This is a genomic window from Halopseudomonas pelagia CL-AP6 (genome assembly GCF_000410875.1).
Taxonomy (GTDB): domain Bacteria; phylum Pseudomonadota; class Gammaproteobacteria; order Pseudomonadales; family Pseudomonadaceae; genus Halopseudomonas; species Halopseudomonas pelagia.
The window spans coordinates 200,432-214,087 of the sequence record NZ_AROI01000009.1 but is presented as its reverse complement, the minus strand read 5'-3'; the positions used below and the strand labels follow the sequence as shown (position 1 = coordinate 214,087).

General features: G+C 56.9%; 13 protein-coding genes. 2 read left to right on the top strand and 11 right to left on the bottom strand.

What is annotated here, in order from left to right; all coding sequences use genetic code 11:
- Positions 1 to 8: 8 nt before the first annotated feature.
- From K787_RS0108500 to K787_RS0108480, 5 genes are all read right to left on the bottom strand, one after another.
- Positions 9 to 752, bottom strand: a complete 744-nt coding sequence (locus tag K787_RS0108500; protein ID WP_022962370.1) for an S-methyl-5'-thioinosine phosphorylase — start codon at positions 750 to 752, stop codon at positions 9 to 11.
- On the bottom strand, positions 749 to 1,921 hold the full coding sequence (locus K787_RS22590; RefSeq protein WP_022962369.1) for a mechanosensitive ion channel family protein: 1,173 nt from the start codon (positions 1,919 to 1,921) through the stop codon (positions 749 to 751). Before K787_RS22590 ends, K787_RS0108500 begins: the two co-directional genes overlap by 4 nt.
- Before the next feature lie 5 nt (positions 1,922 to 1,926).
- Complete coding sequence (gene nagZ / locus K787_RS0108490; protein WP_028614746.1) at positions 1,927 to 2,913, bottom strand: beta-N-acetylhexosaminidase; 987 nt, start codon at positions 2,911 to 2,913, stop codon at positions 1,927 to 1,929.
- Positions 2,914 to 2,950: 37 nt separating this feature from the next.
- Positions 2,951 to 3,466 carry a L,D-transpeptidase gene (locus K787_RS0108485; protein ID WP_022962367.1) on the bottom strand — a complete coding sequence of 172 codons (516 nt, stop codon included), beginning with the start codon at positions 3,464 to 3,466 and terminating at the stop codon, positions 2,951 to 2,953.
- Positions 3,467 to 3,656: 190 nt separating this feature from the next.
- Positions 3,657 to 4,346: a TetR/AcrR family transcriptional regulator gene (locus tag K787_RS0108480; protein ID WP_022962366.1), complete on the bottom strand. Its 690-nt coding sequence runs from the start codon at positions 4,344 to 4,346 to the stop codon at positions 3,657 to 3,659.
- A gap of 193 nt (positions 4,347 to 4,539) precedes the next feature.
- On the opposite strand from K787_RS0108480, the gene lexA reads away from it, so the two are divergent.
- Entirely contained in the window at positions 4,540 to 5,148 is a 609-nt protein-coding gene (gene lexA / locus K787_RS0108475; RefSeq protein WP_028614745.1) for a transcriptional repressor LexA, read from the top strand.
- A gap of 11 nt (positions 5,149 to 5,159) precedes the next feature.
- Positions 5,160 to 5,678 (top strand): SOS-induced cell division inhibitor SulA, encoded by a 519-nt coding sequence (sulA, locus tag K787_RS0108470; protein ID WP_022962365.1) that lies wholly within the window; start codon positions 5,160 to 5,162, stop codon positions 5,676 to 5,678.
- 94 nt (positions 5,679 to 5,772) lie between these two features.
- On the opposite strand, the gene K787_RS0108465 is transcribed toward sulA, so the two are convergent.
- From K787_RS0108465 to fadB, 6 genes are all read right to left on the bottom strand, one after another.
- Positions 5,773 to 6,006, bottom strand: coding sequence for a hypothetical protein (locus tag K787_RS0108465; protein ID WP_022962364.1), 234 nt, complete (start codon positions 6,004 to 6,006; stop codon positions 5,773 to 5,775).
- Positions 6,007 to 6,070: 64 nt separating this feature from the next.
- Positions 6,071 to 6,580 carry a DUF6586 family protein gene (locus K787_RS0108460; RefSeq protein ID WP_022962363.1) on the bottom strand — a complete coding sequence of 170 codons (510 nt, stop codon included), beginning with the start codon at positions 6,578 to 6,580 and terminating at the stop codon, positions 6,071 to 6,073.
- An 11-nt stretch (positions 6,581 to 6,591) separates the two neighbouring features.
- Positions 6,592 to 9,225, bottom strand: coding sequence for a type I DNA topoisomerase (gene topA, locus K787_RS0108455; RefSeq protein WP_022962362.1), 2,634 nt, complete (start codon positions 9,223 to 9,225; stop codon positions 6,592 to 6,594).
- A gap of 119 nt (positions 9,226 to 9,344) precedes the next feature.
- On the bottom strand, positions 9,345 to 9,563 hold the full coding sequence (locus tag K787_RS0108450) for a DUF1653 domain-containing protein (RefSeq protein ID WP_022962361.1): 219 nt from the start codon (positions 9,561 to 9,563) through the stop codon (positions 9,345 to 9,347).
- A gap of 559 nt (positions 9,564 to 10,122) precedes the next feature.
- Positions 10,123 to 11,298, bottom strand: a complete 1,176-nt coding sequence (gene fadA / locus K787_RS0108445; RefSeq protein WP_022962360.1) for an acetyl-CoA C-acyltransferase FadA — start codon at positions 11,296 to 11,298, stop codon at positions 10,123 to 10,125.
- Positions 11,299 to 11,328: 30 nt separating this feature from the next.
- Entirely contained in the window at positions 11,329 to 13,476 is a 2,148-nt protein-coding gene (fadB, locus tag K787_RS0108440) for a fatty acid oxidation complex subunit alpha FadB (protein WP_022962359.1), read from the bottom strand.
- Positions 13,477 to 13,656 lie beyond the last annotated feature (180 nt).

The window sequence follows — 13,656 nt, the reverse complement described above, 5'->3', positions numbered from 1 at the left end:
GAAGCCGGTCAGGTGCCGGCGGCCACCAGATGGCTGATGATGTTCCGCGCCTGATCCATACCCTGCTGCATGACCTGCTCGATCGCCGCCATGGTAATCAGACCCTGGCCCTTCCCTGCCGCCGGATTGACCACCAACGACAAACTCGCATAAGCCAGGTCCAGCTCGCGAGCCAAGGCCGCTTCCGGCATCCCGGTCATGCCGACAATATCGCAACCATCGCGCTCCAGCAGATTGATTTCGGCGGCAGTTTCCAGCCTTGGCCCCTGGGTAGCGCCGTACACGCCGTAAGCACTGTATGCCACTCCCAACCGGGCTAATATGCCAATCACGCGCTGGCGCAATGCTTCATCATACGGGTGGGTGAAATCGATATGCGTGACCTGCTGCAGATCATCCTCAAAGAAGGTGCTTGAACGACCCCAGGTATAGTCCACGAGTTGATGGGGCACACAAAAATGCCCCACCCCCATGGCCGGATGGATGCCGCCTACCGCGTTGATCCCCAACACCGCATCGGCGCCCGCCTGCTTTAGCGCCCAGAGATTGGCCCGGTAATTGACCTTATGCGGAGGAATCCGATGTGGATCCCCATGGCGCGCCAAAAACAACAATTCGCGGCCTGCCATCAGACCCTTTATCACAGGTGTCGAAGCGGGGCCGTAGGGCGTGTCTGCGCTGGACTCACCGGTCACCTGGAAGCCGGGCAGCCGGGTCAAGCCACTACCGCCAATGATCGCCAATGCGTTCATGCGTGACTCCCTTCATGACGCGTGATTTCTGCGCCTGATCGTTCTGACGCATACTCTGGTCTATCACGCGGCGCCGGATTACGCAGCGCAAGGCCATCAGGAACATGCAAGGTCGAGGTGGGAAAGGCGACCTGCGCCCCGTGCTCATCAACAATAGCCAAAATTTTCAACAGCACATCTTCCTTCACTCGATGGAACTCGGCCCATACCGGACTGGTAAAGCAGTACACGAAAAAATCCACCGAGGACGCTGCGCAGCGATCGAAATACACCATCTGGGTTTGATCCTGGGCAATATCGGGGTGCGCCTTGAGCATCTCGCGCACGGCCTTTACCACCGGCTCCATCTGCGCGATATCGTCATAACGCATACCAATATGCTCGTAAATGCGCCGGTGGCTCATGCGCGAGGGGTTTTGCAGCACCACACTGGTAAAGATCGCATTGGGTACATAAATCGGGCGCTTATCGAAGGTGCGGATCCGCGTCAGCCGCCAACCAATATGCTCCACCGTGCCTTCAATATCCTTGTCCGGCGACCGCACCCACTCGCCCACAGAAAACGGGCGATCCAGATAGACCATCAGCCCGCCAAAAAAATTGGCGAGCAAATCCTTGGCCGCAAACCCCACGGCAATCCCACCTATACCGCCAAACGCCAGCACACCGGATACGCTATAGCCAAGCGTTTGCAGGATCACCAGGCCGGCGGTGATAAAGACCGAAATGCGCAGCAGTTTACCCATCGCGCTGACTGTGGTCTGATCCATCGGCTTTTCCCGGTAGCGCGGATCAACCAGCCGGTCCTCGACCCGCTGCGCCATACGCATCAGAAACCAGCACAACAGCACAATAAGCAGCACGTCCTGAAGCCTATCCAGCACGCTTGCCAGGTCTTCGTCCATCTGCGCAGCGGTGATTTGCGCTGCCCAGAGCAAACCCATGCTCCAGATCAACACCCATAGCGGACGGCGTGCCGAGATCACCAGCGCATCATCCCAGACGCTTCGGGTTTGCTCGGCCCGGGCCTCCAGGCGATCAAGCACCAGTTTGCCGAGATAGGCCACCACCAGGGACGCAAAAATGATTGCAAATACCTGGTATACCCAGAATTCACTGCTCAGCGGCAGATGTTCCAGGGGCAGGCTTTCAACAAATTCGTTCATCATATTACTCAAACCAGCTGTAACTCCTTCATCACATTGAGATGGGCAGCCCAGTCGGGGTTGGCCTTGTAATCAACGCCCGGCTGCCGCCTGGAAAGCATGTTAGCCAGATGTATTGGCGGTTTCATGACAAGCTTCTGGGCATGGATCAGTGCCTCTTCGGCTGCCGCGCGATCGTTACATACCAGCAGCATATCGCAGCCTGAAGCCAGCGCCGCATCCACCCGTTGTGGCATACCGCCCACCGCATGTGCGCCGGCCATAGTCAGGTCGTCACTGAAAATAACCCCATTGAAACCCAACTCCTTGCGTAGAATATCCTGCAGCCAGCGCCGGGAAAAACCCGCAGGCAGCGGATCTATGGCCGGGTACACCACATGCGCCGGCATGATGCCATCTAGCTCTGCGGCCAAACCAGCGAAAGGCACAAGGTCGGTGGCTCGAATCGCCTCTTCACTACGCTCATCCACCGGCAAGGCAAAATGCGAATCGGCTTCAGCCCAACCATGCCCGGGGAAATGTTTACCTGTGGCCGCCATGCCCGCCGCATGCAGGCCGGCAATATAAGCACGGCCCAAACGTATCACCTGCTGCGGATTGCCGCCGAGTGAGCGATCGCCAATGACCTGACTGCGACCGTAGTCCAAGTCGAGCACCGGTGCAAAGCTGATATCAATGCCACAGGACAGCATCTCCCAGGCCATCAACCAGGCGGCGCTAAAGGCTGCACGCTCGGCATGCTCGGCGTCCAGCGCCGCTATACGCCCTAGCGCTGGCAGTTTGAGCACATCACGGCGCAGACGCTGGACGCGCCCGCCCTCCTGATCGATTGCCATCAGCATATCCGGACGCACCGCCCTGACCGCCTTGATCAACTCGCGTACCTGGCTGGGCGACTCGGTATTGCGGGCAAACAGAATCATGCCGCCGACTTCAGGCTGACGGAGCAACTGACGATCAGAGGAGTCGAGCGTGGTGCCGGCGAAATCGAGCATCAAGGTGCCAGTGTTCAACAGAGGTGTCTCCAACAACTTATGGGTTCTGAGGCAGCGCAGAATAAGGCTGCTCGGTAATGGTGACCTGACATCCGGCAGGCGTCAGATCGAAAAGTTCCAGCACATCGAGATTGCGCATACGAATGCAGCCGTGGGAAAGCGGTATCCCCATAGGCTGGTCATCGGCAGTGCCATGGATATAGATATAACGCCGTTGCGAGTCGCAGTCGCCGCCACGGTTAATCAGGGGCTCTTCACCACACAGCCACAGAATACGACTCAATATCCAGTCGCGCTGGGGGTGCAGGGCATTTAGCTCAGGAGTCCATATCTCCCCGGTAGGCCGGCGACCGATAAACACCGCGCCTGGTGGCTGCCCTTCGCCGATCCGTGCCCGCACCCTGTGCCGGCCGCGCGGCGTGCAACCAGAGCCGTTCTGCTCGCCCGCACCATTGAGTGCGGTAGAGACCGGAAAGTCGCACACTACCCCTCCCGCGCTGAGCCCGATTAAGCGCTGCGCAGTGAGTGATATGTGGATGTGATCCAACGCCATATGCCACCCCGTTCAAAGAGTGCACACGATAACGGATCAGGGATTTGCTGGGAACATGCAATATGGAAACATCCAATAGAGCAAGCATCCAATAATGACTGGGCAGCCGACAATAACGCTAGCAATCGCGCACGCTAACTGGCGGGCCAGCCATCTCGTTCACCTAGCCATGGCGCGAACCATGATGATCTCAGACAGGTTCCAGGCGAGTGCTTCTTGCGACCTCGGACGACAAGGAGGGCATACCACTATCTGCGCGCATGCCCGCAGCCAGAAACGGCACCATCAGCTTCAGCACATCGTCAATACCGGTGTGTACGTCAAATTCGGATTCGGCAATGGCCCGCAGTGCTTTCAAGCTGGACATGGTAAAGGCCGCACTCCCCAGCATGAAATGGACCCGCCAGAACAACTCCAGCGCCGGCAGTTGCGGCGCTGCGGCAAGCACCAACTGCATGTAGCGATGAAAGACGCGGCCATAGACTTCACTGAGATATTTACGTAAATGACCTTGGCTCTGGCTGAAAGCCAACCCGAGCAGGCGCATAAAAATCGACAGATCGTTGCCACTGCGTGGCTTTACCGACAGTGCTTGGCGCACCAGCATTTCCAGCAGTTGTTCAAGACTAAGGCCCGCCAAATCACCTTCGCGCTGATGACGGTCAAGCTCCTGCTCTAAACTAGCAACAAAGGGATTGAGAAAACGCACAAACACGGCCTGAATCAGCGCCTTCTTGGAACCGAAGTGATAATTCACCGCGGCCAGGTTAACCCCCGCCTTACTGGTGATCAGACGAAGCGATGTTTCAGCAAAGCCTTTCTCGGCAAAAAGCTGCTCAGCGGCGTCAAGAATGCGCTCTACCGTTTCAGATTGGGCCATGTGTGGGCATCCAGAATAAACAATTGTTTGAAACATACGTTTCAAACGCGGTGCATGTCAAGCGCCATGGCCATCAGCAGGCGTTCGGCCAGTCATTGTTGTAAAACAACCTGGAATTACAAGCAATAGACTTGCTCGATGCAAACAACTGTATATAATCACAGCTACTGTATAAAAACACAGGTGGGATCGGATGCAAAAACTGACAGCACGTCAACAGCAGATACTGGCCTTCATTAAAGAATATATGGACGCTAACGGCTACCCGCCTACCCGAGTGGATATCGCCAAGGTACTGGGCTTTAAGTCGCCCAATGCCGCAGAAGATCACCTTCGCGCCCTGGCCCGCAAGGGTGCAATTGAAATGATTCCCGGGGCTTCACGCGGCATTCGCCTGCCCGACCAGGATGACGACGCGGCCGAAGGCCGGCTACCAGTCATTGGCCGTGTTGCTGCGGGCGCGCCCGTTCTGGCGTTGGAAAATATCGAAGACCACTGCCAGATCGATCCCGGCTTCTTTCAACCACGTGCCGACTATTTGCTGCGTGTTCAAGGCATGAGTATGCGCGACATCGGCATTCTGGACGGCGACCTGTTGGCCGTGCATCGTACGGCCGTCGCCCGCAACGGCCAGATTGTAGTGGCTCGTATCGGCGACGAGGTCACCGTAAAGCGTTTTCACAAGCAGGGCCGCAAAGTCTCGCTGTTTGCTGAAAATCCGGATTTCGCCCCTATCGAAGTTGATCTGGGCGAACAGGAACTTACCATCGAAGGTTTGAGTGTCGGCGTTATTCGCCGCTAAAGGGGTTAAATATGCAGTCCTCCCGTCCTCCTCGTCATACCGGCACCTTGGTTCAGGCAGAGCTGTTTCACAATGCGCTGATGGCCTCACGTTACACCTTGCCGACCAGCACCAAGTCCGCCCGGACACCCACGCCTGAGCCCCTGGTTGAAAGTGGCTTCAGCGAGATTGCACTCAATGGCGCCCCTAGCCAATGCCTGCAATGGCTGGCACCGGTATTGCGTGACCTGAGTCAGGCCCAAGCTCCAGGCTGGCTGACGCTACTTGATCCGCCCGCCGCCGTCAGCCATCTGTGGCTGCGCAACGCAGGGCTTGACCCCGAGCGCATCTTGATAGTGCGCTCGAAAAGCGGCATGAACGGTCTTGAGCTGTGCTGTGAGCTGCTCCGCCTGGGCTGTAGCCACACGGTGGTGAGCTGGATGTCAGACGTTAGTCAGGCGGGCATAACCAGCAACCTGCTGACGCGCGCGGCACGTGATGGCCACTGCCGCAGTTTGAATATCCGTCTGGATACGTGCTTGGCCGCCTAAAAACGCTGTAGGCAGCAAGGGCGGGTTATTCAGGCCGCGCCAGTGATTGGCGCTGGCCGGGCGCCTGCGGGCAGGTAGACAAAGATTATGCGTATCAATGCAGAATGCGGTTTTCGTCCAGCGGCTCGCCGTCTTCCATTACTTGGCCGGCAACCTGCATGCCGGCGCTGATCATGGCCTTGGCAACTTCTATGTGATGCCCCTGCAGGTACTCACGTGCATCGGCAGAAAACTCGATGACTACCAGCGGCTCAGCGTCTTCATCGGAACGACGCAAGGCTACCTTGCCATCTGCCAATTCCACTATTTCGAGAAACGGTGAAGGCATTGTCCGGGCTCCTGTTAAATGGCCGCGCAGTCTAGCACAGACGGTGCTCTGTAGCAGCGCGGGCTTACCATTCAAGCATGCCCTCGCGATAACATCCTAGACGCTCGGTCAGCGTTGCATGAGCTTCACGCGCGTCTTCCAGAGTCCACTCGCGGGCCGCCCTTACCGCGCTACTGGCGATAAGACCAGTGTCCTGCAGTTTGCTCTGTTCGGGCGTAGGCGGCAGCTGCAATTGCTGCCAGCCTGATAACAAGCGGCCAAGCCAGCTATCGCCAGCCTGTGCCAACTCGGTCAATTCCGCCAGCTCCGGGCCAGGAAAACGTTCCGCCACCGGTACCGTTAACACCTGTTCCACAGTACGCGCATCCATTAGCGGCCAACGATATCGGTCAGCCACTTCATGGGTCACGGCGAGCACGCCGCGATACAAGTGGAACAAGGCGTGCTCACGGTGATAGCGCGCCTGGCTTATTGCATTAACCGCATCGGACTCTGCCGCCTCAGCCCAGGACTCTATAGCCATGCGCGCAAAAAACAGCGCCTGATTGGTGCGGGTATAAACTTCATTGGCCATATTCTGTCATCTCAACCTTTGGCTTTAGCCTTGGCTTTCGGCCGGCCATCGTCCTCGATCCAGCGCTTGCCATCATAAAAAGCGCGCCATCCACTGGGCTTGCCCTCTACTTCGCTCTGTACATATTGCTCTTTTGTCTTGCGGCTGTAACGTATCACTGTTGGCAAGCCGTCAGGATCCTTGACTGGCGCATCCAGCAAGAAGTGGTATTTGGGGTCGATTTCCTCGCGATGCGGCAGCAGTTCCTTGACCAAGGGCGCGCGTGTTTCACGGTTCTTGGGGAACTGGCTGGCAGCCAGGAACATGCCCGAAGCGCCATCGCGCAGCACATAGACGTCATCGACCTTTTCGCACTTGAGCTCCGGCATCTTTACCGGGTCCATCTTCGGCGGCGCCGCTTCACCGCTCTTGAGCAGCTTGCGGGTGTTTTTACATTCGCTATTGGTACAACCGAAATACTTGCCGAAACGCCCGGTCTTCAGCTGCATTTCGCTGCCGCACTTGTCGCAGTCGATCAACGGGCCATCATATCCCTTGATCTTGAACTGCCCTTCCTCAATCTCGAAGCCGTTGCAATCGGGATTGTTACCGCACACATGCAGTTTGCGCTTCTCATCCACCAGGTAGCTGTCCATCGCCGTGCTACAAATCGGGCAGCGGCGCTTGTTACGCAGCACTCTCGATTCGCCCTCATCGTCATCGGCGGCCACTTCGTTTCCGGGCACCAGATTGACTGTTGACTTGCAACGCTCCTTGGGTGGCAACGCATAGCCGGAACAGCCCAGAAATACGCCCGTGGAAGCCGTACGAATCATCATCGGGCGGCCACATTCCTTACAGGCTATATCGGTCAGGGTCGGCTCGTTGGAGCGCATACCCTTGCCGTCCTCCGCAGTCTCGGCGGCGCTCAGCTTAAGACTGAAGTCCTTGTAGAAATCATCCAACACTTTTTTCCAGACCACGCCGCCTTGGGCTACTTCGTCCAATGACTCTTCCATGGTCGCGGTGAAGCTGTAGTCCATCAGATTCGGGAAGCTTTCAGCCAGGCGCTCGGTGACGATATCGCCCATTTTCTCGGCATAGAAACGCCTATTGTTCTGCGACACATAACCGCGATCCTGGATCGTGGAAATAATCGAGGCATAGGTAGAGGGCCGGCCGATGCCGCGCTTCTCCAGCTCCTTGACCAGGCTGGCTTCGGAATAACGCGCCGGTGGCTTGGTAAAGTGCTGCTTGGGATCGAGCTTTTGCAGTGCCATGACGTCTTTGACCTTGACGTCGGGCAGCACTTCATCTTCGCCGCCTTTGCCCTGCTGCGGCATAACCTTGGTATAGCCGTCAAACTTGAGGATACGACCCTTGGCGCGCAACTCGAAATCACCTGCAGTAACCGTGATCGAGGTGGACAAATACTGCGCAGGGGTCATCTGACAGGCTAGAAACTGACGCCAGATCAGCTCATAGAGCCGCTCAGCGTCTTTTTCCATGCCTTTGAGGTCGCCGGTCTTGAGTTTGGCGTCCGACGGCCTGATCGCTTCGTGGGCCTCTTGGGCGCCATCTTTACTGCTATAGACATTAGGCTTTTCAGGCAGGTACTTGGCGCCGAAGTTCTTTTCGATATAGTCGCGCGCCATGCCAATCGCATCCGCTGACAGATTGGTCGAGTCGGTACGCATATAGGTGATATAACCCGCTTCATACAACCGCTGGGCCATCATCATGGTTTTCTTCACGCCAAAGCCTAGCCGTGTGCTGGCCGCCTGTTGCAGCGTAGAGGTGATAAAAGGCGCATTGGGCTTGGAGCTGGTTGGCTTGTCTTCGCGCTTGGTAACGCTGTAATCGGCATCCTTGAGCAACCCCAAGGCTTTGTCAGTTTGTGCCTTGCTGACCGGACGGAAAGCTTCGCCGTTCTGTTTGGCGACCTCAAAACGCATGGATTGGCTTTGTGGCGTATTCAACAACGCGTGAACTTCCCAGAATTCCTCCGGGATAAACGCACGAATCTCGCGCTCGCGATCAACGATCAGCTTGGCCGCAACAGACTGCACGCGGCCTGCGGACAACCCGCGGGCGATTTTCTGCCACAACAGTGGCGAGACCATATAGCCCACTACACGGTCGAGAAAGCGCCGAGCCTGCTGGGCGTTGACCCGATTCAGGTCCAGTTCGCCTGGCTTGGCAAACGCATCCTGGATGGCTTTCTTGGTAATCTCGTTAAAGACCACACGCTTGTAGCGGCTCTCGTCACCACCGATGGATTCGCGCAGGTGCCAGGCAATGGCTTCCCCTTCGCGGTCCAAATCCGTTGCCAGATAGATGGTATCGGCGTCCTTGGCCAATCGACGCAATTCCTCGATGACCTTTTCCTTGCCCGGCAGGATTTCGTAATGCGCTTTCCAGCCATTATCTGGGTCCACGCCCATGCGTTTGACCAGTTGCATGCGTGCTTTGGTCTTTTTGTCCACTTCGGGAGCTGAGGCTGCCTTGCGGCTACCCTTGGGCTTGCTCTCGGTCTTTCCGCTGCCGCTGGTAGGCAGATCACGGATATGACCGATGCTCGATTTCACGATGAAATCATTGCCAAGATACTTGTTGATTGTCTTAGCCTTGGCTGGAGACTCAACAATGACCAGTGCTTTTCCCATGGGTAACTGTATTCCTAGCGCTATTAATTCTGGATTGCCCGCATGTGCAATAACCTGGGGACAATAATGGGTGCAGCGGCAATAGATGCCATGTTCAGACTGCCCGGAGGAGCCAGAGCCTACACGTCTTCGCTGATAAAGGTAAAGCGCGGCGTTGGCTCGCCGTCAAGCTCCACCGTTCCAACGAACATCTCCAGGGGCCGCACCCACAGGTCAAACTCACCATAGAGGGTGCGATAAACCACCAGCTTCTCCTCCGTCTCGGAGTGGGTCGCCAGGCCCACAACTTCATAATCCTTTCCTTTATAGTGGCGATAACGGCCTGGGCGTAATGACATGTCGTCCTCCTCATATATGGCGCAGATAACTCTGTGCTTGCTCAACAGGTTAGTGTAATTTTTTGATAACTCAGTTCAGTTGGGTACGTTGTGATTCTGACGCTTACGTATCGGCTGCAGGGTCCCGAGCGCCGTTGCGTGACACGCTCCTGGCCATCCCTGGGGCTCGTCGGTGCACCAGCAGAAAATTGCTCCTGCATTATCTGCACTTCCGCCATCCATGGCGGTCGCCTGTGCACCGACGGTCACACAACGGCGCTCGGAACCCTTTGCTCACAACAAAGTGCATCCTGCCAAAAGCGTTCTACCGTTTTTTGACGTTGAATTTCGCCCAGTAGCTCCGCTGCACAACAGCGCCGGCGGCCATGGGCCTGTGTGAGCGCCGTCGATGGCCAGGGATGGCCATCGACGAGCCCCATGGACGGCTTGTAGCGTGCCGAACACAGGCCCATGGCCGCCGGCGCCAGACACCTATCTCAAACAATCAGCGCACTTAAATAAAAAGCACAAACAAAAACCGGGGCACAAGGCCCCGGTTTCTGGTCACACCACAACCGTATCAGACACGCTCGAACACGGTAGTGATGCCCTGCCCCAGACCAATACACATGGTCGAGACCCCCACAGTACCGCCATTCTGCTTCATCACGTTCAGCAGCGTGCCGGAGATGCGCGCGCCGGAGCAACCGAAGGGGTGACCCAGGGCGATCGCGCCGCCGTGCAGGTTGACCTTGGCTTCCATCTTGTCCAGCAGCTTGAGGTCTTTCAGCACAGGCAGGGCCTGGGCCGCAAAGGCTTCGTTCAGCTCGACAAAATCGACGTTATCCATGGTCATGCCAGCGCGCTTGAGCGCCTTGTGGGTAGCCGGAACCGGACCGTAGCCCATGATCGCCGGATCAACACCCGCCACTGCCATGGAACGGATCACTGCCATCGGCTCAAGGCCCAAGGCCTTGGCGCGCTCGGCAGACATCACGATCATGCACGAAGCGCCGTCAGTGATCTGCGAAGAAGAACCGGCTGTCACGGTACCGCCCTTGGGATTGAATGCCGGCCGAAGGGCCGCCAGGCTTTCCAGGGTAGTTTCGGGACGGATGGTCTCGTCTTCGCTGAAGACTCTCAGGAAACCGTCAGCATCGTGGCCATGCATCGGGATGATTTCATCCTTGAAGCCACCATTGAGGGTTGCCTTGTGCGCCAACTGGTGCGAACGCAGGGCGAACTGGTCCTGCTGCTCACGGCTGATGCCATGCATCTTGCCCAGCATTTCCGCAGTCAGACCCATCATGCCGGACGCCTTGGCAGCGTACAGAGACAGGCTCGGGTTCGGATCAACGCCGTGCATCATACCGACGTGGCCCATGTGCTCAACACCACCTACCACGAACACATCACCGTTACCGGTCTGGATCGCCTGAGCGGCAGTGTGCAACGCGCTCATGGACGAACCACACAGGCGGCTCACGGTTTGCGCCGAACTGGTGTGCGGGATCGGCGTCAGCAGGGAGATCATGCGGGCAACGTTCCAGCCCTGCTCCAGGGTCTGGTTTACACAGCCCCAGATCACATCTTCCACTTCTGCGGGATCTACTTTCGGGTTACGTGCCAGCAGACCGGTGATCAGGTCGGCGGACAGGTTCTCGGCGCGTACGTTACGGTACATGCCACCCTTGGAACGGCCCATCGGGGTGCGGCCGAAGTCGACAATAACGACGTCTCTCGGATTCAGGCTCATAGATTCACTCTCGCTCTGTGCGTTCCGCGGTTAACCGAAGAATTTCTGGCCGTTCTTGGCCATGTCACGCAACTTTTCAGTCGGCGCGTACATGGGGCCAAACTCGGCGTACTTGTCTGCAATGGCCACAAACTCAGCCACACCCAGGGTGTCGATATAGCGCAGCGCACCGCCACGGAAGGGCGGGAAGCCGATACCGTAGATCAGACCCATGTCGGCGTCGGCAGCACTTTCAACAATGCCATCTTCCAGGCAGCGAACCGTCTCAAGGCACAGCGGAACCATCATGATCTCGACGATTTCTTCGTCGGTGAACTCGCGGTTCTCCTGAACCACTGGCTTGATCAGTTCGTACGCCTGTGGGTCGACAACCTTCTTCGGCTTACCCTTCTTGTCAGTCTCGTACGAGTAGAAGCCCTTACCGGTCTTCTGGCCCAGACGGCCTTCTTCGTACATGACGTCGGCTGCGGTACGCACGTTATCAGCCATGCGATCCGGATAACCTTCGGCCATCACATCACGACCGTGGTGACCAGTGTCCAGGCCTACCACGTCGAGCAGATAAGCTGGGCCCATCGGCCAGCCAAACTTTTCCATGACCTTGTCAACGCGCTGGAAGTCAGCACCCATGTTGACCAGGCGAGCAAAGCCGCCGAAGTACGGGAAGAGTACGCGGTTAACCAAAAAGCCTGGGCAGTCGTTAACAACAACTGGCGTCTTACCCATTTTCTTGGCGTAAGCAACGGTAGTAGCAATCGCTTTCTCGCTGGATTTCTCGCCACGGATAACTTCAACCAGGGGCATCATGTGCACCGGGTTAAAGAAGTGCATCCCGCAGAAATTTTCCGGACGCTTGAGTGCCTGGGCCAGATAGGTGATGGAGATGGTCGAGGTATTGGAGGCGATGATCGCATCTTCACGCACGTGACTTTCCACCTCAGCCAGCACAGCGTGCTTGACCTTGGGGTTTTCCACCACGGCTTCAACGACGATATCGACATTAGCAAAATCACCGTAGGACATGGTCGGACGAATCGCGTTCAGCGACTTGGCCATCTGATCGGCGGTCATGCGGCCCTTGGCAACACGGCTACCCAGCAGCTTGGACGCTTCGTCCAGGCCCATCTGAATGCCTTCTTCGCGAATATCCTTCATCAGGATAGGCGTGCCTTTGGAGGCCGACTGGAAAGCGATACCGCCACCCATGATGCCCGCACCCAGTACCGCAGCCAGCTTAACGTCAGCGGCTTGCTTGTCGTACTGCTTGGCTTTGCCTTTCAGTGCCTGATCGTTCAGGAACAGACCAACCAGTGCTTGAGCAACGGAAGTCTTGGCCAACTTGGCAAAGCCAGCTGCTTCTATTTCCAGCGCTTTTTCGCGGCCATGCGCCGCAGCTTTCTGGATGGTCTTGATCGCTTCAACCGGGGCCGGGTAGTTCGGGCCGGCCTGACCAGCAACGAAACCTTTAGCGGTTTCAAACGCCATCATCTGTTCGATGGTGTTGAGCTTGATTTTTTCCAGCTTGGGTTGACGCTTGGCCTTGAAGTCCAGCTCGCCACTGATGGCACGCTTGACCAAGTCCAGCGCCGCTGCTTGCAGTTTGGCGTCTTCGACGACCGCATCCACAGCGCCCATTTTCAGCGCCTTGTCTGCACGGTTTTCGGAACCGCCACAGATCCACTCGATAGCGTTATCAACGCCGATCAGACGTGGCGTACGTACAGTGCCGCCGAAGCCCGGGTAGATACCCAGCTTCACTTCCGGCAGGCCGACTTTGGCGCTGGCGGCCATTACGCGATAGTCACAGGCCAGACACATTTCAAAACCACCACCCAGTGCCAAACCGTTGATGGCCGCTACTGTGGGGACGTTGAGATCTTCAAAAGCGTTGAAGATCTGGTTGGCTTCAAGGTTGCCAACAACCAGGTCAGCTTCGGGCAGTTGGAAAGTGTCAACGAACTCGTTGATATCGGCACCGACGATGAACACGTCTTTGCCGCTGCTGACGATGACGCCCTTGACGCTGCTATTGGACTGAATGACCTCGACGGCAGCTTGTAGCTCCGCCAGAGTGGCACGATTGAACTTGTTGACAGACTCGCCCTGCAGATCGAACTTGAGTTCGACGATGCCGTCTTCAAGGGCTTGAACCGTGATGGCTTTACCTTCGTAAATCATCAACTGATCTCCACGCTATGAAAGCACTTGAGAAACACCTTCCGAGTACGTGCTGTATCGATGATGCAGCCCGACAACCCGGAGGATGCCATGATGGTTCCCGGCGATAGTTTGTTCTGGGATAACCCAGCCAATTCATACGCTTGTTTGATTCGGGTGCGCACACCTTCGTGCAAATTG